The sequence below is a fragment of the Pseudoxanthobacter soli DSM 19599 genome (assembly GCF_900148505.1).
In the GTDB taxonomy this organism is placed as follows: domain Bacteria; phylum Pseudomonadota; class Alphaproteobacteria; order Rhizobiales; family Segnochrobactraceae; genus Pseudoxanthobacter; species Pseudoxanthobacter soli.
In genome coordinates, this window is record NZ_FRXO01000003.1 from 299,016 (window position 1) to 318,626 (window position 19,611).

The 19,611-nt window shown below is 69.0% G+C and carries 15 protein-coding genes; 7 read left to right on the plus strand and 8 right to left on the minus strand.

Annotated elements, in window-relative coordinates; translation table 11 throughout:
- Window positions 1-127 precede the first annotated feature (127 nt).
- The 6 genes from BUF17_RS08975 to pheS form a co-directional block, all read right to left on the minus strand.
- The gene (locus BUF17_RS08975) at window positions 128-691 is read right to left on the minus strand and encodes an HPF/RaiA family ribosome-associated protein (RefSeq protein ID WP_073627755.1); all 564 of its coding nucleotides are present in this window, start codon (window positions 689-691) and stop codon (window positions 128-130) included.
- Between the two features lie 245 nt (window positions 692-936).
- The gene (locus BUF17_RS08980; protein ID WP_073628253.1) at window positions 937-2,223 is read right to left on the minus strand and encodes an NAD(P)/FAD-dependent oxidoreductase; all 1,287 of its coding nucleotides are present in this window, start codon (window positions 2,221-2,223) and stop codon (window positions 937-939) included.
- Between the two features lie 154 nt (window positions 2,224-2,377).
- On the minus strand, window positions 2,378-2,710 hold the full coding sequence (locus tag BUF17_RS08985) for a DUF167 family protein (RefSeq protein ID WP_073627757.1): 333 nt from the start codon (window positions 2,708-2,710) through the stop codon (window positions 2,378-2,380).
- A gap of 11 nt (window positions 2,711-2,721) precedes the next feature.
- Complete coding sequence (locus BUF17_RS08990; RefSeq protein ID WP_073627759.1) at window positions 2,722-3,012, minus strand: YggT family protein; 291 nt, start codon at window positions 3,010-3,012, stop codon at window positions 2,722-2,724.
- Window positions 3,013-3,281: 269 nt separating this feature from the next.
- Entirely contained in the window at window positions 3,282-5,696 is a 2,415-nt protein-coding gene (gene pheT, locus BUF17_RS08995) for a phenylalanine--tRNA ligase subunit beta (protein ID WP_073627761.1), read from the minus strand.
- Window positions 5,697-5,799: 103 nt separating this feature from the next.
- A complete protein-coding gene (gene pheS / locus BUF17_RS09000; RefSeq protein WP_073627763.1) occupies window positions 5,800-6,900 on the minus strand; it encodes a phenylalanine--tRNA ligase subunit alpha in 1,101 nt (366 codons plus the stop codon).
- Window positions 6,901-7,086: 186 nt separating this feature from the next.
- Here pheS and BUF17_RS09005 point away from each other — a divergent pair, with 186 nt between their 5' ends.
- Window positions 7,087-7,281, plus strand: coding sequence for a hypothetical protein (locus tag BUF17_RS09005; protein WP_073627765.1), 195 nt, complete (start codon window positions 7,087-7,089; stop codon window positions 7,279-7,281).
- Window positions 7,282-7,449: 168 nt separating this feature from the next.
- Here BUF17_RS09005 and BUF17_RS09010 read toward each other — a convergent pair whose 3' ends face one another.
- The gene (locus BUF17_RS09010; RefSeq protein ID WP_073627767.1) at window positions 7,450-8,106 is read right to left on the minus strand and encodes a glutathione S-transferase; all 657 of its coding nucleotides are present in this window, start codon (window positions 8,104-8,106) and stop codon (window positions 7,450-7,452) included.
- A 183-nt stretch (window positions 8,107-8,289) separates the two neighbouring features.
- Here BUF17_RS09010 and BUF17_RS09015 point away from each other — a divergent pair, with 183 nt between their 5' ends.
- The 6 genes from BUF17_RS09015 to BUF17_RS09040 all read left to right on the plus strand — a co-directional run bounded on the left by BUF17_RS09015 (window position 8,290) and on the right by BUF17_RS09040 (window position 16,246).
- Window positions 8,290-9,507, plus strand: coding sequence for a polyhydroxyalkanoate depolymerase (locus BUF17_RS09015; RefSeq protein ID WP_073627769.1), 1,218 nt, complete (start codon window positions 8,290-8,292; stop codon window positions 9,505-9,507).
- 192 nt (window positions 9,508-9,699) lie between these two features.
- Complete coding sequence (locus tag BUF17_RS09020; RefSeq protein WP_073627771.1) at window positions 9,700-9,981, plus strand: DUF4164 domain-containing protein; 282 nt, start codon at window positions 9,700-9,702, stop codon at window positions 9,979-9,981.
- A gap of 24 nt (window positions 9,982-10,005) precedes the next feature.
- Window positions 10,006-10,377, plus strand: a complete 372-nt coding sequence (locus BUF17_RS09025; protein ID WP_073627773.1) for a cell division protein ZapA — start codon at window positions 10,006-10,008, stop codon at window positions 10,375-10,377.
- Between the two features lie 888 nt (window positions 10,378-11,265).
- Window positions 11,266-14,751, plus strand: a complete 3,486-nt coding sequence (locus tag BUF17_RS09030) for a helicase-related protein (protein WP_244530823.1) — start codon at window positions 11,266-11,268, stop codon at window positions 14,749-14,751.
- 48 nt (window positions 14,752-14,799) lie between these two features.
- Window positions 14,800-15,123 (plus strand): RNA-binding S4 domain-containing protein, encoded by a 324-nt coding sequence (locus BUF17_RS09035; protein ID WP_073627775.1) that lies wholly within the window; start codon window positions 14,800-14,802, stop codon window positions 15,121-15,123.
- 484 nt (window positions 15,124-15,607) lie between these two features.
- Window positions 15,608-16,246, plus strand: coding sequence for a hypothetical protein (locus BUF17_RS09040; RefSeq protein WP_073627777.1), 639 nt, complete (start codon window positions 15,608-15,610; stop codon window positions 16,244-16,246).
- A 170-nt stretch (window positions 16,247-16,416) separates the two neighbouring features.
- Here BUF17_RS09040 and BUF17_RS09045 read toward each other — a convergent pair whose 3' ends face one another.
- On the minus strand, window positions 16,417-19,611 hold the full coding sequence (locus BUF17_RS09045) for an efflux RND transporter permease subunit (RefSeq protein ID WP_073627779.1): 3,195 nt from the start codon (window positions 19,609-19,611) through the stop codon (window positions 16,417-16,419).

The following is a 19,611-nucleotide window of genomic DNA, read 5'->3' on the forward strand; positions in this document are numbered from 1 at the left end:
CCCCCACCGCGTGAACAGGCTGCCGGCGGCAAGCCGCCGGCCCACCCGCTCTTCGACTTTTCCGCCCGGGTGGCCCCCGGGCGGTTTTTCTTTTTGAAGACCGGTCGGAACCGGATCGGAAAGCGCTCTAGGCGCCCAGCCGGCGCACGGAACTCGCCTGCGGCCCCATCGGCCCCTCGCCCATGGCGCGGGTGACGGCGACCATCATGCCCTCGGCGAGGTCGTCGAACGCATCGTTGGCCACCGAACCGCGGCTGAAATAGAGATCGCCGCCGCCGCCGATCTCGACGAAGCCGTAGCTTTCCTGCGGGAACAGCCGGACCACGCGCCCGGTCTCGATGGCGGCCTCGTGAACCTTCACCGCGCCGCGCTTCATCTTCCAGTCTTCCTCCAGCCGGCGCTGGATCGCATCGAACGCCCGGCCGATCAGCGCCAGCCGGTCGCCGCGGGTCTCGCGCATGTCCTCGCTGGCCTTGGCGACCAGCGTGCGGCCGGGCACCTCAGCCTCGACGGTGATGGCGAGCGCGGTCTTGCCGCTTCCCGGCGAACGGTGCGGCACCTCGATCGAAACACGGAGGGCGATGATGCGGGGATGGAAGCGGTCGAGCCGCGCGGCGCGTTCGCGGACGCGGGTCTCGACGGATTCGGACGACTCGAGATTGCGGAAGGTGAGCTTCAGCGGCACATCCATCATTGTCCTCCTTGCGTGTTTCCCCGTTACGGCCGGCTTCGGCCGCGCCCCTTGCCCGCCGGCGGATCGTTGTGCGTCCGCCGTGTGGGCCCTGTCCCGCTCGCGCGAGGCAGTCCGTCCTGTTTGCCGGCCAACCATGGCCCCTTCGCGGCAAACCGCGTTGCGCCACCTCAAGCCAAAATCACGAAACCAAGATCACGAAACCAGGATCACGACACCAGGATCACGAAATCAGGACCGAAATCCTACAGCCCGAGAACGTCGCGCAGCCGCCCGTACAGCATGCGCGCCTCGACCGCGGGACGCCAGAGCCCGTGGAAGGGAATCGGCTTCAGCGCGCGCGTGACCGGCAGGTCGATCGCCTCCGCCGGATCGCCGAGGACGCGCCGCGCCAGCAGGTATCCCGCGACGGTCGCCATCGCGATGCCGCGGCCGTTGTAGCCGAGCGCGGCGAACACGCCCTCGGCCGGCTCGTGGAAATGGGGATAGTGATCGGGGGTGATGGCGAGCTGGCCGTTCCAGAAGTGGGTCCAGCGCACACCGCTGAGCGCCGGCCAAAGCCGCTCGGCATAAGCCACGAGATGGCGATAGTCCGCCGGGTCGGAGGTGTCGCGCTGCGGCCCGCGTCCGCCCATCAGCAGACGGCCGGCGCTGTCGACGCGGTAATAGACCGTGTCGTGCCCCATCTCGTAGAGACCCCCGCCCGTGGGCAGGATGCGGGCGACGAGGTCGGCGGGCAGCGGCTCGCTCGCGGCGACGGCACTGTAGACCGGAACCACCGTCCGCCGCAGCTTTGGCCACAGGCCGTCGCTGTAGGCGTTGGTGGCCAGCACCAGCCGTTCGGCCGTCACGGTGCCGCGCTCCGTCTCGACGCGCCACAGGCCGCCGTCCCTGCGCGCCGCCGTCACCGGCGTCCCGCCGTGAACGGCCGCACCGGCCTTCTGCGCTGCGCGGGCCAGTCCGCGGGCATAGCCGAGTGGGTTCACCGTGCCGCCGCGCGGGTCGACCAGCCCGGCGCGGTAGCGGTCGGTGCCTGTGCGCGCGGCCAGCGCCTCCGGACCGAGATGCTCGACCGGCATGGCCCGCCGGCGATATTGCGAAACGAGCGCGGCGATGCCGGCGGCCGAGCGCCGGTCGAAGGCGACGCGGTGGGTGCCGCCCCGGCGCGCCTCGCAGGCGATGCCGTGACGCTCGATCAGTGCGAACACCACATCGGGCGCGCCATAGGACCGCGCGATCATCCGGCCGCCGAGGTCGGGGCCGAAATCGCGCTCGACCGTGTCGGGATCGTGGATCAGCCCGGGATTGACCTGGCCGCCATTGCGTCCGGAGGCACCCCAGCCGGCGGTGGACGCTTCCAGCACCACGGCCTCCACGCCCGCCTCGGCGAGATGCAGCGCCGCCGAAAGCCCCGTGAAGCCGCCGCCGACGATGGCGACCGACGCGCGCCGGCTGCCGTCGAGCGGCGGCATGTCCGGCGCCGGCGCCGCGGTTTCGGCATAGAGGCTCGGCGGCAGCGGGCGGGTCTGCATCCCGAAGCGCGAGTCCGGCCTTGAGACGGTCATCCCTCGCCCCTCCGTGCGGTCGGCCCATCGAACACGCGCCGGATCGCGGCGATCCGGACGGAATAAAATCCTGGAGCGCTTTCTTGCCGTTCAGATCGGTTCGATCCGAACGGGATATGCTCTATGGCCGGGCCACGACCGCGCGTTCCAGCGCCGCCGCCGCGCGGTCCCCATCGCCCGCGACCACCACCGTCTTGATCCGCGCGGTCGAACCGGCGGCGACCTTCACACTGGAGCGCGGCACGCCGGCGACACCCGCGATCAGCGCCTCCAGCGCGGCGTTCGCGGCCCCCTTCTCCGGCACCGCCCGCACACGCGCGGCGAGCACGGCGGTGCCGTCCGAGAGCACCTGAATGCCGTCGAGCGCGTCGCGGCCGCCGCGCGGCGTCAGCCGCACGCGAACGGAAAGCCCCGCGCCCGAGACCGTCCACGGCCGGCAATCGGCGGCGGACACCGTTTCCGGCCTCAGAACACGTAGGGATAGACGTAGCGGATGATGACGTTCTGGATCAGGAAGATCAGGATCAGCAGCACCACCGGCGACAGATCGAGCCCGCCGACGCTCGGCAGCACCGAACGGATCGGCTTCAGCACCGGCTCCGTCAGCCGGTAGAGCGTGTTGGCGATGGTCATCACCACGGCATTGCGCGGATTGACGACATTGAAGGCATAGAGCCACGAGAACAGCGCCGCGGCGATCACGACCCACTGATAGAGGTCGAGGATCAGGAGGATGACGTCGAGAATCGCGCGCATGGGGCTTCCGCTCTGATTGGGCCTTCGTCTCCGCCGGGACCGGCGAACCCGCGGCCATCCGGCGCCGGCGGTCTTGGGTCCACCGGCTTATGTCCGAGGGATAGCGCCCCGACCGCCTCCACCACAAGAGGCAACGCACCGGCCTGCGGCTGATGCGTGCCGCGTTCGCGCATCCGTGACGGCCGGTTCGCGCCGCATCGGCGGCACCCGCCCGCGAGCCCCAAGCCCGCTATGCACGTTGGGGCGCGCCGTTCCCGGCGCGCCTCCGCTCAGCGCCGCAGCACGCCACCGGTCGCCTTCTCGACGCCGGCGACGATCCGCGCGCCGACCGCCTCGATCTCGGCGTCGGTGAGCGTGCGCTCCTTCGGCGCCAGCACCACCTCGATCGCGACAGACTTCGAGCCCGGCGCGATGCCGGTGCCTTCGTAGACGTCGAACACCGACACCCGCTCCACCAGCGCCTTCTCGGCCCCGGCAGCCGCCTTGACGATGTCGGCGGCCTGAACGGCGCGGTCGACCACGAACGCGAAATCGCGCTTCACCGGCATCAGGTCGGACACCGCGAGCGGCGGCTTGGCCTTCGTCGCCTTCGCCTTGGGCGCCGGCACCGCCTCGAACATCACCTCGAACGCCGCGAGCGGGCCGGAAATGTCGAGGAGCACGGCGACGCGGGGGTGAAGCTCGCCGAAATGGCCGAGCACCAGCGGGCCGAGCCGCAGCGTGCCCGACCGGCCCGGGTGGAACCAGGCCGGCGCGTCGCGGGTGACCTGCAGGCGTTCGACCGGGGCACCGGCCGATTCCAGCACCGCGAGGGCATCCGCCTTGGCGTCGAACACGCCGACCGGCGCGCCCGCGCCGGCCCAGTGGCGTCCGGCGCCGGAAAGCGCCGCCGTGCCGGTGCGCACGCCGGCGGCGACGCGCTTCTGGTCGTCCGGCTGGTCGCCGAGGAAGATCTGGCCGATCTCGAACAGCGCGACGTCGCCGAGGCCGCGGTCGGCATTGCGCTTGGCGGCGGCGACGAGGCCGGGGATCAGGCTCGGCCGCATGTCCGAGAGGTCGGAGGCGATGGGGTTCGACAGCGCCAGCTCCGGCTTGCCGCCGCCGAACGCGGTCGCGGCCGCCCTGGAGATGAACGACCAGGTCAGCGCCTCGACGAGACCCCGTGCCGCCAGCGTGCGGCGGGCGTTGCGGGCGCGAAGCTGCCCCTGGGTCAGCACCCGCGCGGCGACGGGCTTCAGCCGCGCCAGCGGCTTCAGCGGAATGTTGTCGACGCCGACCATGCGCACGACCTCCTCGACGAGGTCGGCCTTGCCTTCGACGTCCGCCCGCCACGTCGGCACCGTCACCGAGGCCACCGGCCCCTCGCCGGTCACCCTGAAGCCGAGGCGTTCGAGATGGGAGGCGATCACCGAGGCATCGAGATCGAGGCCGGAGATGCGCTTGACCTCCGAGAACGGGAAGTCGAGCACGCGCGGCGGAAATTCGGTCGCGCCCGTCACGACGACGTCGCTCGGCGTGCCGCCGCAGAGGTCCAGCACCAGCCGCGTCGCAAGCTCCAGCCCAGGCAGGTTGAAGGCGGGATCGACGCCGCGCTCGAACCGGAAGCGGGCATCGGAATTGAGGCCGAGCCGGCGGCCGGTCTGGGCGATGGCGAGTTCGTCCCACAGTGCCGATTCGATCAGCACGTCCGTGGTCGCCTCCGAGCAGCCGGAGGCCTCGCCGCCCATGATGCCGGCGATGGATTCCAGGCCGTTGTCGTCGGCGATGACGCACATCGCGGCATCGACCTTGTAGGTGCGCCCGTCGAGGGCCTCGATTTCCTCGCCCTCCACGCCGCGCCGGACCACGAGGTCGCCCTTCACCTTGGCGGCGTCGAACACATGGAGCGGCCGGCCGCGGTCGAAGGTGAGATAGTTGGTGATGTCGACGAGGGCGTTGATCGGGCGCAGCCCGATCGCCTTGAGCCGGCGCTGCATCCATTCCGGCGACGGGCCGTTCTTCACGCCGCGGACCAGCCGCAGCGCGAACGAGCGGCAGAGCGCCGGCGTATCGCCGAATTCGAGCCGAACGCCGGTCGGGCTCGGCCCCGTGCCGGGCACCGCGACCACGGGCGGGGTCTTCAGCGTGCCGATGCCGGAGGCGGCGAGGTCGCGGGCGATGCCGGCGACGCCGAGCGCATCGGCGCGGTTCGGCGTGACGGCGATCTCGATCACCGGATCGTCGAGCCCGGCGAAGGCCGCGAACGGCGTGCCGACCGGCGCGCCGGGGGAGAGCTCGATGATGCCGTTGTGCTCGTCGGAGAGCTTCAGTTCGCGCTCGGACACCATCATGCCGCGGCTTTCCACGCCGCGGATCGCGCCGATCTTCAGCTCCGCGCCGCTGTCGGGCATCCGCGTGCCGGGGGCGGCGAACACCGCCTTGATGCCGGCCCGGGCGTTCGGCGCGCCGCACACCACCTGCACCGGCTCGCCGGCGCCGGTATCGACCGTCAGCACCCGGAGCTTGTCGGCGTTCGGATGCTTCTCGGCGGTCAGCACCTCGGCGATCACGAACGGCTCGAGCCCCGCGCCCTTGTTCTCGATGCCCTCGACCTCGAGGCCGATCGTCGTCAGGCGGGCCGCGATCTCGTCGAGCCCGGCGGTGGTCTCGAGATGATCCTTGAGCCAGGAAAGCGTGAACTTCATCTTGGGGTCTCCACCGTCCCGCGGGTCCCGGCGCCATGGCGCCGGCCGACCCGGTTCGGGTTAATTGGAAAACGGACGCGCGGAAGAAAAGGCGCGCAACCGCTCAGGCGGCGGAAAGGCCGCCGAGCAGGCTCGGCACGTCGAGCGGGCGGAAGCCGTAATGCGACAGCCAGCGCAGGTCGGCATCGAAGAACGCGCGCAGGTCCGGCATGCCGTATTTCAGCATGGCGATGCGGTCGATGCCCATGCCCCAGGCATAGCCCTGCACCTTGTCGGGATCGAGCCCGCAATTGCGCAGCACGTTCGGATGCACCATGCCGCAGCCGAGGATCTCCAGCCAGTCGTCGCCCTCGCCGAACCGCACCTCGTTGCCCATCCGCCGGCAGCGGATGTCGACTTCCATCGACGGCTCGGTGAACGGGAAGAACGACGGCCGGAAGCGCATGTCGACGCGCGGCACCTCGAAGAACGCCTTGCAGAACTCCTCCAGCACCCACTTCAGCTCGCCGATGGTCGCGGTCTCGTCGACCACGAGGCCCTCGACCTGATGGAACATCGGCGTGTGGGTCTGGTCGGAATCGCAGCGATAGGTCCGCCCCGGACAGATCACGCGGATCGGCAGCTTGCCCTGCCGCATGGTGCGGACCTGGACCGGCGAGGTGTGAGTGCGCAGCACGAGGCGCGAGCCGTCCTCCTTCGGATCGAAGAAGAAGGTGTCGTGCATCTCGCGCGCCGGATGGCCGACGGGGAAGTTGAGCGCGGTGAAGTTGTTGTCGTCGGTCTCGATGTCCGGCCCCTCGGCGATGGCGAAGCCGAGATCGGCGAAGATCGCCGTCAGTTCGTCGATCACCTGCGACACCGGATGGATGCGCCCCTCCGACAGCGGCCCCGGCCGCACCGGCAGGGTGATGTCGACGCTCTCGCGCGCCAGCCGCTCGGCCAGCGCCGCCTCGCGCAGCACCGCCCGGCGGCCTTCGATCGCCTCGGTGACGCGCACCTTGAGGCCGTTCAGCGCCGGCCCGGCGACGCGGCGCTCCGCGTCGGACATGGCGCCGAGGCCCTTCAGCCGCTCGGTCAGAGCCCCCTTCTTGCCGAGGGCGGCGACGCGCGCCTCCTCCAGCCCGGGCTCGTCGGCGGCGGCCTCGATGCGGGCGACGAGCTCCTGTTCGAGATCGGCGAGATCGAGGGTCTGGTTGTCGGTCATCTGCTCAGCTTCTCGAAAATGAACGGCCGCAGGCGCGGAACCCGCGGCGATGCGCGGCGTTTTACCAGAATTCCGGCTGGGAGGAAGCGCCCCAAGCGGATCGCCATCTCGTGAAGCGGTTTGAGTCGACACAGGTGGCGGTTCGTGTTTCGTTAACCCTTAGACAAGAAAAGGGAGGTAACCGCCATGGCGTCACAATTCCCGCCCGTCGTGTCGAACGATCCGAACTGGCCGGTCGAGGCGGTTCGCGAACTAATCGACCTCACCCGCCAGGAAGTCTCGGCGGAAGTGGTCAGCCTGAAGCTCCACAAGCCGGTGATCGAGGTCACCGCCAAGGCCGCGCAGCTCGGCCTTCGCCTGCGCCCCGTCTACAATTTCTGACAACGGGACTCTCTGACATCGGGGCCAGCCTGCCTGACATCGGGGCCAGCCTGCCGGAACCAGGGTTCCGGCAAAGGACGCTACGCAACATCCCGGTGACGGCACGACCGCTCGCAACGGCCGTGCCGTTTGTCTTTCCGGCCGGTGTTCCCGGCGCCCGGCTGCGGCTCAGAATTCGACTTCCAGCTCTTCCAGTTCCTCGGGCTCGGTGCGCGCCGCCGCGGTCCACTCGGCCATAGGCTCCCAGGCCAGCACGGTGCGGCAATAGCCCCGGCAGGTCTCGTCGAGCGGCACGGCGTAGGTCTCGAACCGCGCGCAGACCGGCGCATACATCGCGTCCGCCATGCACGGCGTCTTCCCGAACAGGAACGGTCCGCCATAGAGCGCCAGGCATTCCCGCCAGATCGCGGTGACGCGCTCGATGTCGGGCAGCGCACCGGCGAAGATGGGATATCTGTCGTAGCGCGCCTTCAGGTTCATCGGCAGCGCGGAGCGCAGGTTGGCGAAGCCGGAATGCATCTCCCCCGAGACCGAGCGGCAATGGGCGCGCGCCACCCGGTCGCCGGGCAGGATGCCGGAATCGGGCCGGATCTCCGCGAGATATTCCGCGATCGCGAGCGTATCCCACACCTTGGCCTCGCCGTCCTCCAGGCGCGGCACCAGCACCGACGGCGAGAGAAGCAGCAGTTCCGCCCGCGTCGAGGGATCGTCGATCGGCATCGCCTTCTCCGTGAAGTCGATGCCGGCCATCTTGCAGAGCAGCCACCCCCGCAGAGACCATGACGAATAGTTCTTGCTGGAGATCGTAAGAACGGCGGCCGCCACGGCTGTTTCCCCCCTGGTCGCGGCCGGGCGCTCATCGGTTCGCCGCCGCTGTCTACAACCGATATAATCATCTCGCAGTGCGGAAAAAAATGCACTAGCGTTTCCTGCATGGCCGAAGGCCCGGCGTCTCGACGACGCAGGGCAGGGGGCGGCCTGAACCGGACCGGGGAGGCTGCGGACGGTATGTTGTATTCCGCGTATCAGCTGCAGGACGACCTCATGGCGCCGCTGCGGACCGTCGCAAAGGCCGCCACCCGCGCCCCCCTACCGCTCGGCATGGGCGCCGCCGTTCTTCCCTTCCGCCCGCGCCTCGCCGCCGCCTGGGAACTCGTCGCCCGCGCCGGTCTCAGCCACACCCGGCCCCCCTTCGGCATCGACACGGTGACCGTCGGCAATGCCGAGGTCGCGGTGACCGAGGAAGCCGCCGCGCAAACGCCGTTCGGCACGCTCCTGCATTTCCGCAAGGATATCGACGCCGTCCAGCCGCGCATCCTGGTGGTTGCACCGCTTTCGGGCCATTTCGCCACCTTGCTGCGCGGCACCATCCGCACGCTGTTGCGCGACCACGACGTCTACGTGACCGACTGGCACAACGCCCGCGACATTCCGGTCGAAGCGGGCGCGTTCGGCTTCGACGACTATGTCGACCACGTCATCCGCTTCCTGGAGATCATGGGGTCCGGCAGTCACGTCCTCGCCGTCTGCCAGCCCTGCGTTCAGGCGCTCGTCGCCGTCGCGGTGATGTCGGCGCGCAAGAATCCGGCCGTGCCCCGCTCGATGACGCTGATGGCGGGGCCGGTCGATACCCGGATCAGCCCGACCACGGTGAACGGGCTCGCCACCTCGAAATCGCTGGCCTGGTTCGAATCGAACCTGATCTCCACCGTTCCCGGCCGCTATGCCGGCGCCGGTCGCAAGGTCTATCCCGGCTTCGTGCAGCTCTTGTCGTTCATGGCGATGAATCTCGGCCGCCACGAGACCGCCCACCGCGATCTCTACCGCCATCTCGCCCGCGGCGAGACGGAGAAGGCGCAGGCGATCAAGACCTTCTACGACGAATATTTCGCCGTGCTCGATCTCACCGCCGAGTTCTATCTCGAGACCATCGACCGGGTGTTCCAGCGCGCGCTGCTGCCGAGGGGCGAGCTGACCTATCGCGGCGAGAAGGTGGAGCCGAAGGCGATCCGCAAGACCGCGCTCCTGACCGTGGAAGGCGAGCGCGACGACATCTGCGCCCTCGGCCAGACCGCGGCGGCGCACGAACTCTGCGCGGGCCTGCGCCCCTATCTGAAGCGCCACCACATGCAACCGGGCGTCGGCCACTACGGCGTCTTCAACGGCCGCAAGTGGGAGGGTCAGATCTACCCGCTGGTGCGCAATCTCACCCTCTCCACCACCTGACGGCGCCCCTGCCCGCCGACGTGGGATCTATCCGGGCTCGACCGCGGCCCCGGCGCATCCTAAATTTGCCTCATGAGCATGGGTTTCTCGCAACGGCATCAACGCCGTTGACGAATCCTTTGCCGGTGGCGGTTTGAAATGATGCCGTGTGCCGGGGCGGAACACGGGATCGAAGTGGCGGGGAGCGACGGCATGAGCGAACGACCGGGCATCGAGGAGAGCTTCGCCCGCCTCGGGGCGGCGCTCGGACGGCTGGAAGCGGCGCTGGAACACCGGGCGGAAATCGACGGCGGCAAGGGCCTTCTCGAAGAGCAGTTGCAGCGCCTCGACGAGGACCGCTCGCGGCTCGCCCAGGATCTCGACCAGGCCGAGGCTCGCTCGGCCCGCATCGAGGACACCAACAAGGAGGTTTCGCGCCGGCTGGTCGCCGCGATGGAATCGATCCGCACCGTGCTGGAACGCCACGGCGGCTGACCCTTCAAGGATTTCGAGGACACGATGGCGCAAGTCGCGGTCACCATAAACGGTCGCACCTACAGGATGGCCTGCGACGACGGCGAGGAAGAGCGGCTGATCGGCCTCGGCAAGCGCTTCGATTCCTGCATCAACCAGCTGCGGTCGAGCTTCGGCGAGATCGGCGACCAGCGCCTGACCGTCATGGCCGGCGTGATGGTGATCGACCAGCTTTCCGAACTGGAGCGCAAGGCCCAGGCCCTTTCCGCCGAACTTGCGGCGCTCAAGGCGGAGAACGCCCGGCTCGCGGCCAGCGAGAGCGCGCTCGAAGCCGACATCGCCACCCGGCTCGACGCCGCCGCAGAACGGATCTCCGCGCTGACGGACACCCTCGAACGCGGCAATCGCGACACCTGAAACCTGCCGGCGCCGTGCCGCCCGCCGTTCGCGCGAGCTTTCGCGACCGGAATCGCGCCATCGTGCCCCAATGGGGGCCGCTCGCTCGCGCACCTGGTTAACAAATCGTTAACGTAATTGTTAAATTGCACGCGAAATACTGTGTATTTCTTGTGTTCAACGCTATCACGAACACATGATGTAGTCAGATCAAAAGATGAACATGGCTCTATTGCCGATTCGCGCCTGATTCGTTCGCTCTTCTTTCCACGCACCGATCCACCCGTTTCAGCGCCTTGACGCCAAGCCATTGACGTGACTCGCGTCTTCACGCTGACCGCCCTTGGGATCAGGCCACCCGATCACAACATATCGCCTGCGGAGAGAGTCAAACCGCAAGATATCGACGGAACAAAAGCGGAACCACAAGCAGTCCGCGATTCGACCGCGATTCGTTCGCGCCCCGTTCTGTCCATGACGGACGGGCGCGCCGAGAATCTCATGTCCGGGGTGTCGTTCGGGCTGTGAAGTCCGGTTGCATGTGCTAGATCATGACGGCCCGCCGGATTGGCTCGGGCCGATCCGGGACGAAAATCCGACCGTGCGTTGCCTGAGCGGCCGGGCGAAAAGGGCCGTTCCGCGCGCGATCGGAGCCGCCCTCCGGCCTGCGGCGTGGACCACACCGGGACATCGACCACACCGAGGGAGCCGCCGGCGCGATGCCGGAGATCACCGGAACGATCCGCCCCTTCTCAGGCCGTGCAGATCCGGAACGGCAAGCGCCGTCCGTCCGGGCATGGCCTGCGCGCGTCTGCGCCGGTCCCGCCGCGTCGCATCGCGGCTGCCGGGTCCAGGTCCCCTTCTTGCGGATCCAGGCCTCCGCCTCCCGGATTTGAGCACTGCACCATCATGACCGTAGCGATGAAAATGCCGTTGCCGCCGTCTGCCCGTGCCCGAACCGTGACGGCGGTGCTCGGCCCGACCAATACCGGCAAGACCCACCTCGCCATCGAGCGCATGCTCGGCCACGGCGGCGGCCTGATCGGCCTGCCGCTCAGGCTGCTCGCCCGCGAGGTCTACGGCCGGCTCGTCGAGCGCGCCGGCGTCGATGCCGTCGCCCTCGTGACCGGCGAGGAGCGCATCGAGCCGGCGAAGCCGCGCTATTTCGTCTGCACCGTCGAGGCGATGCCGGAGACGACGGACCTTTCCTTCGTCGCCATCGACGAGGTGCAGCTCGCGGGCGATCTGGCTCGCGGCCGGGTGTTCACCGACCGTATCCTGTCCCTGCGCGGGCGTGACGAGACATTGCTGCTCGGCGCGCCGACCGCCCGTCCGCTGCTCGAGAAGCTGGTGCCGGGCATCAACGTGGTCGTGCGGCCGCGCATGTCGGTGCTCACCTATGCCGGGCAGAAGAAGATCACGCGGCTGCCGACCCGTTCGGCCGTGGTGGCGTTCTCCGCCGACGAAGTCTACGCGATCGCGGAACTGATTCGCCGCCAGCGCGGCGGCGCCGCCGTGGTGCTCGGCTCCCTCAGCCCGCGCACGCGCAATGCCCAGGTCGAGCTGTTCCAGAACGGCGACGTCGATTTCCTGGTCGCGACCGATGCCATCGGCATGGGGCTCAATCTCGATGTCGAGCACGTCGCCTTCGCCGCCAACCGCAAGTTCGACGGCTACCAGCACCGGCTGCTGTCGCCGGCCGAACTCGGCCAGATCGCCGGACGCGCCGGCCGCCACACCCGCGACGGCACCTTCGGCGTCACCGGCCGCGCCGATCCGTTCGACGACGAGCTGGTTCAGGCGCTCGAAACCCACCATTTCGCGCCGCTGCGCATGTTCCAGTGGCGCAATTCGGTGCTCGATTTCTCCTCCCTCACCGCGTTGCGCGCCTCGCTGGACGAGACCCCGCGCGAGGAAGGCCTGACCCGAGCCCCGCCGGGCGACGACGTGGTCTCGCTCGATTTCGCGCTCCGCGATCCCGAGATCCGCGGGCTCGCCCGCGACCGTTCTTCGGTGGCGCTGCTCTGGGATGTCTGCCAGGTCCCGGACTATCGCAAGATCGCGCCCGCGAACCACGCCGACCTGATCCTGGCCCTCTATGGCTTCCTTGCGCGCCGCGGCACCGTCGATGATGACTGGTTTGGCCGGCAGGTGGCCTTTGCCGACCGCGTGGATGGTGATATCGACACGCTGGCCAACCGGATCGCCCACATACGGACTTGGACTTATGTCGCAAACCGTGGAGATTGGCTTTCCGATCCGAACCACTGGCGCGGCGTCACACGCGATGTCGAAGACCGGCTGTCGGACGCGTTGCACGAACGGCTGACCCAGCGCTTCGTGGACCGTCGGACCAGCGTGCTGATGAGACGTTTGAGAGAGAATGCGATGCTCGACGCTGAGATCACGCCCACGGGCGACGTGACGGTGGAAGGCCAGCACGTCGGCCACCTCCAGGGCTTCCGCTTCGTGCCCGCCGCAGGCGGGGACGGCGTGGACGGCAAGGCGCTGCGTGCGGCGGCGGCCAAGGCGCTCGCCGGCGAGATCGACGCGCGCGCGGAACGGCTCTCCCGCGCGCAGGACGGCGACTTCGTGCTCGCCGCCGACGGCGCCATCCGCTGGCTCGGCGAGGTCGTCGCCAAGCTGGTGCCGGGCGACGAGGCCCTGAAGCCGGGCTTCGTGCTGCTGGCCGACGAGCATCTGAGCGGCCCGGCGCGCGATCAGGTTCACGCCCGCGTCGCGACGTGGCTGTCGACCCATATCGGCACGCTCCTGAAGCCGCTGTTCGACCTGACGGCGGCGACCGAACTCGGCGGTCTCGCCCGCGGCATCGCCTTCCGCATCGCCGAGGGTCTCGGCGTGGTGGAACGGCCGGCGATCAGCGACGAGATCAAGAGCCTCGACCAGCCCGGCCGTGGCGCGCTGCGCCAGCTCGGCGTGCGGTTCGGCGCCTATCATCTTTTCGTGCCCGCGCTGCTGAAGCCGGCCCCGAGCCGTCTCCTCGCGGTGCTGTGGGCCCTGAAGCACGCCGATCTCGGCGTGCCGGGCCTGCTCGACGTGCCGCAGCTTTCGGCGTCCGGCCGCACCTCGATCACCGTCGACCCGACGGTGCCGCCCGATCTCTACCGCGTGTGCGGCTTCAAGGTCTGCGGCGTGCGCGCGGTGCGCATCGACATTCTGGAGCGCCTCGCCGACATCATCCGCCCGATCCTGGCGTGGCGGCCCGGTCCCGATGCCGGCCCGGCGCCCGAAGGCGCCCATCCGCAGGGCGGCTTCATGGCCACCGTGCGGATGACCTCCCTCGTCGGCTGCTCCGGCGAGGATTTCGCCTCGATCCTCAAGGGCCTCGGCTACCGCATGGACCGCCGTCCGGCGCCGCCGGCGCCCGCGCCGGTCGATGCCGCCGCCGTCGCGCCCGAGACGGAAGCCCCGGCCGCCGTCGAGCCGATCGAGGCCGCGGCGGGCGAGGACATCACCGCCGCGGAAGCCGAGGCGGAACTCGTCGCCGGCACCACCGCCGAGGACGCCGCGCCTGAAGGCGTCGCCGCCGAAGCCGCTGTTGCCGAATCCGCTGCCGCCGAATCCGTCGTTGTCGAGGACACCCCCGCGACGGAGACGCCGGCCGCCGACGCCGCGGACGATGCCGAAGCCCGGCAGGCTGCCGTAATCGCGGCGCTGGGAGAGGCAGCCGACGCCGAAGCCGCCATCGAGGCGGAGGTCGAGACCCACGCCGAGACCGAGGCGCTGCAGACCGGCCCGATGGCCGAGCCCCTGCAGCCTGCCGAAGCCGAGGCGCTGGGCGAGCCCGCGACGCCGGAGGCTCCGGTCGTGGCTGACGAAGCCGAGCCTGCGATGGTCGAGGTCTGGCGTCCCGCCGGGCGCGGCGAGCGTCATGGCAATCAGCAGCGCCGCAACGGCGGCCGTCCCGGCCAGCGCGACAACCGTGAGCGCGGACGCGGCGGCAATCGCGGCGAGCGTGGCGGTTCTTCCGCGCCCGCCGCCGGTGAGGCCGTGGCCGCCGAGGCGGGCCGGCAGGACGCTCCGTCCCGTGACGCCCCGTCCCGCGATGCCCAGTCGCGCGGAGGCCGTGGCGGCCAGGGCCGCGATGGCCAGAATCGGGATGGCCAGCCCCGCGAAGGCGGCCGCAACCGCTTCGAGGACCGCGGCAATCGCGGCGGCGAGCCCGGCAAGGGCCGCCGGGACGACAACCGCGGCGAACGCGGTAGCGAGCGTCAGGCCGACAAGCGCGACGACCGTCGCGACGACCGCCGGGGTCGCGATAGCAACCGGCCCCAGGGCGACCGTGGCGAGCGCCGTCAGCAGACGATCGACCCCAACTCGCCGTTCGCCGCCCTCGCCGCCCTCAAGGCCGATCTCGAGCGGCGGGGCCGGTGACGGTCCGGCCGGCCGAACGCACGGCACGCCGGTCGGGAGGCCGGCGATATGGCGGACGGTGAAAGCCCCGACCGCCAGCGCCTCGACAAGTGGCTGTGGTTCGCGCGCTTCGCGCGGACCCGCACCCTCGCCCAGGAACTGATCACCACCGGCAAGGTGCGGATCAACCGCGAGCGCACCAAGAGTTCGAGCCACCTCGTTCGGGCCGGCGACGTTATCACCGTCGCCATCGGCCGCGAGGTTCGCGTCGTGCGCATCACCGGCTTCGCCGAGCGGCGCGGCGGCGCACCGGAGGCCCGCCGGCTCTACGACGACCTCGCCCGGCCTTCGGGTCCGGAGAGCGAGGTGGAGAGCGACGACGGCGAGGCCTGACCGCCTGCGCGCGATGCGCGCGGCCGAAGCCGATCATGCGCGCGCTTTTTCGCCCTTCACCCGCTTACCGACCGCGTATGGACCGCGCATCGACCGTGCATGGCGCGCTCGCCCACGCGCGTTCCCCGCATGCTTTTCCGCAAGCGCACAAAAAAAGCCGGCTGCGCGCCGCGACGGGTCATGCATCCGTTCCGTGCGCTTGATATGACATGAGTCGGGCGACGACCGGCAAGAACCGATGCTTCGGAAAGCACCGGGATGCCGTCGGGTAACTTCATCTCGCCTGGATTCCGTCATGGCCGGGCGAGCCCGTCCGGCCGGAAGCCAGACCGGGAACTCTGAGGCCGCGCTTCACCGGCGCACTTCCATCGGGGCGAGGTCGCGTTCCCGTCGGCGCGATCGGCTCCGCACTCGCAATGCGCCGGCCGCACCAGTCGCGGACGGCGTCACGCTCGCATTCTCGCTCACTCTCGCAGGAGATCCCATGTCTTTGCAGGACGTTAACGCCTTCACCCCGCTCGCGAACCACCTGACGCGCCGCGGCTTCCTCGTCCTCGCCGGCGGCGCCGCCATCGTCGCCGCCCTGCCGGCCGTGGCGTTCGCCCAGTTCACCGCCCCCCAGACGCTGACGCTGAAGGGCATCGGCGAGGTGAAGGTGCAGAGCCGCGTCCTCACCATCGTCTCGGTCGACGTTCCCAACCGCAACGTGGTCGTGAAGCAGGATAACGGCGACCAGTACGCCTATCACATCGCCCCGATCGTCGGTGACCTGTCGCAGATCAAACCGGACGAGAAGGTGACGGTCTATATCGCCCCGGGCGCCGTGACCGCGCTGCAGAAGGCCGACAGCGGCGTCGCCGGCCTCCTCTCCGACCTGCAGGTCGATGTCGACGCGACCGGTCCGCTGCCGGAGAACTTCTGGGGTTCGCAGAAGACCATCAACGCCGTGCTGGTCGACGTGAACAAGACCGCCCAGACCGTGACCTTCGAAGGTCACGACAAGCTTCTTCGCACCATCCCGGCCGCCAACCCGCAGGTCGCGGATGATCTTGCCGGCATCTCGCCGGGCGACCTCTGCCAGATCACCTGGATCGAGGCGATGGCGTTCATTCCGGCCGCCTGAGGGCGCTTCCGGTCAGAGCCCATCATCTGGCTGGGACAGGCTCCGACGAGCCTGACCGCTGACGAAAAAGGCCCCGGCGGGTTTCCCGCCGGGGCCTTTTTCTTTTCGGTCTGCCCGGGGATTTCCTCCGGGCAGTGGGAGCGGGGCGAAGGCGCCCCGCCCGTCCTCGCTCAGTGCGCCGCAGCCGGCGTGCCGCCCTCTCCGCCGCCGTCGTGCGGCGGGTTGCCGTGCTTGACGGGCAGGCGATCCGGCTTCCGGCCGATCACCCTATCGCCGAACCACTGCACCATCACATAGAGGCCCGGGATCACGAGGATGCCGAACACGGTGGCGAACAGCAGGCCGCCGATCACCGTGAAGCCGAGCACGATGCGGCTGTGGGCGCCGGCGCCGGTCGCCACCACCAGCGGCGCGAGGCCGATGATGAAGGCGAACGCCGTCATGAGCACGGCGCGGAAGCGCATGCGGGCGCCGGCCAGCGCCGCCTCAAAGCGGGTCTTGCCGAACTCCTCGCGCTGTTCCTTCGCGAACTCCACGATCAGGATGGCGTTCTTGGCGGCGAGGCCGACAAGGAGCACGAGACCGATCTGCGTGTAGACGTTGTTGTCTATCCCCACGATCGTCAACGTGATCGCCGATCCGAGCACGGCGATCGTCACCGACATCATCACGGCGAACGGGATCATCCAGCTTTCGTAAAGTCCGACGAGGAACAGATAGCCGAAGGTGATCGCGAGGCCGAAGATGAGGATGACGGTCATCGCCGTCTGGCTCGCCTCCTGGTAGGACAGCCCCGACCATTCGAAGGTGTAGCCGGTCGGCAGCGTCTTGTTGAAAGCATCGACCATCGCCGCCATGGCGTCGCCGGAGGAGTGACCTGCCTTCGCCGTACCCGTGATCTGCACCGCCGGGTTCATGTTGTACTGGTAGACGAGGTCGGAGCCGTAGTGCGTCTCCAGCGAGGCGAGGGTCGAGATCGGCACCATGTTGCCGTCCGCGTTGCGGACATAGAGCCGGTTGATGTCGTCGACCTTGGTGCGGAAGCCGGTCTCGGCCTGGATGTTCACTTGGAAGGTGCGGCTCAGATAGTTGAACTGGTTGATGTAGTAGGAGCCGAGGAACGCCTGCAGCACGTTGAAGACGTCGGACACGGCGACCTTGAGGCTCTCGGCCTTGGTACGGTCGAGATTGAGATAGATGCGCGGCATCGCGGCCGAGAACGATGTCTGGGCGTATTCGATGCGCGGATCCTGGTTCGCCTCGACGATCACCGACGTCGCCGCCTGCGCCATCTCCTGGTAGGACTGCCCGCCGACCGCTTCCAGACGGAAGTCGAAGCCGCTCGCCTGGCCGAGGCCGGGAATGGCCGGCGGCGGGAACGGCAGGATGTTGGCCTGCGGGATGGCGTTGAAGGCCTCCTTGAGGTGGGTGTAGATGCCCATCAGGCCGGTTTCGGGCGTGGTGCGCTCATCCCAGGGCTTCAGCGCGATGATCGCCGTACCCGCGTTGGAGATCGCCGACTGGGTCAGGATCGAATAGCCCGCGATGGTGATGACGTGGGCGACGCCCGGCGTCTTGCTCGCGATCTCCTCGACCTGCTTCAGCACGGCGTCGGTGCGCGGCAGCGCCGAGCCCGCCGGCGTCTGGATGTCGGCATAGAGCACGCCTTGGTCCTCGTTCGGGATGAACGAGGTCGGCAGCTTGCCGAACAGGTAGCCAGCACCGGCACCGGCAGCGACCGCGATCAGGCCGGCGACGACGGACCGCCGCGCGATCATGCCGACGATGCCGAGATAGCCGTTACGCGTCTTGTCGAGGCCGGCGTTGAACCAGTAGAACGGTCCCCGCTTCGGCGCCTTCGGCACGCTGAGCACCAGAGAGCAGAGCGCGGGCGACAGCGTCAGCGCGTTGATGGCCGAGATGCCGACGGCCGCGCAGATGGTGACCGCGAACTGGCGGTAGAGTTCGCCGGTGATGCCCGGCAGGAACGCCACCGGGCCGAACACCGCGAACAGCACCAGCGTGGTGGAGATGATCGGGCCGGTGACCTGGGTCATCGCCTTCACGGCGGCGGACCGGCGGTCGAGCCCCTCTTCCTCCATCAGGCGCTGGACGTTCTCCACCACCACGATGGCGTCGTCGACGACAAGGCCGACGGCAAGCACCACGGCGAAGAGGTCGATGGTATTGGCGGAAAAGCCGAGCGCCGCCAGCACGACGAACACGCCGATCAGCGAAACCGGAATCGTGACCGCGGGCACGATGGTCGCCTTGAGATCCTGCAGGAACACATAGACGACGATCAGAACGATGATGCCGGCCTCGATGAGCGTCTTGATGATCTCGTCGATGGAGGCCGACACGAACAGGGTGGAATCGTAGATCACCTGGGCGTCGACGCCCGGCGGGAAGCGGGTCTTCAGGGTCGCCAGCAGCTGGCGGGCCTGCTCGACCACGGAGAGCGCGTTGGCGGTCGGCAGCTGATAGAGGCCGAGGGTGGTGGCTTCCTCGCCGTTCAGGCGCGAAATCTGGGCATAGGACTGGGCGCCGAGTTCGACGCGGCCGACGTCGCGCACACGCACGACGGCACCGTCCTCACCGGTCCGCAGGATGATGTCCCCGAACTCCTCCGCGGTCGTCAGACGGCCGGTCGTGGTGATCTGGAACTGGAGAACCTGGGTGTTCGGCGTCGGCGGACCGCCGATCTGGCCGAGCGCGGCCTGGATATTCTGACTGTTCACCGCGTTGATGATGTCGTTGGGCGACATCTTGAGCGCGGTCATCTTGTCCGGGTTGAGCCAGAGGCGCATCGAATAGTTGAGCGCGCCGAACAGGGTCGTGGACGCGACGCCGTTGATGCGCTGCATCGGCGTCTGGATGTTGATCGCCGCATAGTTCGACAGGAAGATCGGGTCGATGCCCTTCTTCGTCGGATAGATGCTGATGGCGGCGAGCAGGCTGGTCGATTGCTGCTGTGTGTTGACGCCGAGATTGTTGACGAGCGTCGGCAGCTGGGCCTGGGCGAGGGCGACGCGGTTCTGGACGTCAACCTGCGCGATGTCAGGATCCGTGCCGACCGCGAACGTGACCTGCAGCGTGTAGCTGCCGGCGGACGAGGACACCGACGACATGTACATCATGCCGGCGACGCCGTTGACCTGCTGCTCGATCGGCTGGGCGACGGTGGCGGCGATCGTCGCCGCATCCGCGCCCGGGTAGCTCGCCGTGACCTGCACGACGGGCGGCGTGATGTTGGGGTACTGCGCCACGGCCATCGAGTAGATGCTGAGCGCACCGGCGATGGTCAGGACGATGGATATGACGAAGGCGAGTCGGGGGCGGGCGATGAAGATCGCTGAGAACAT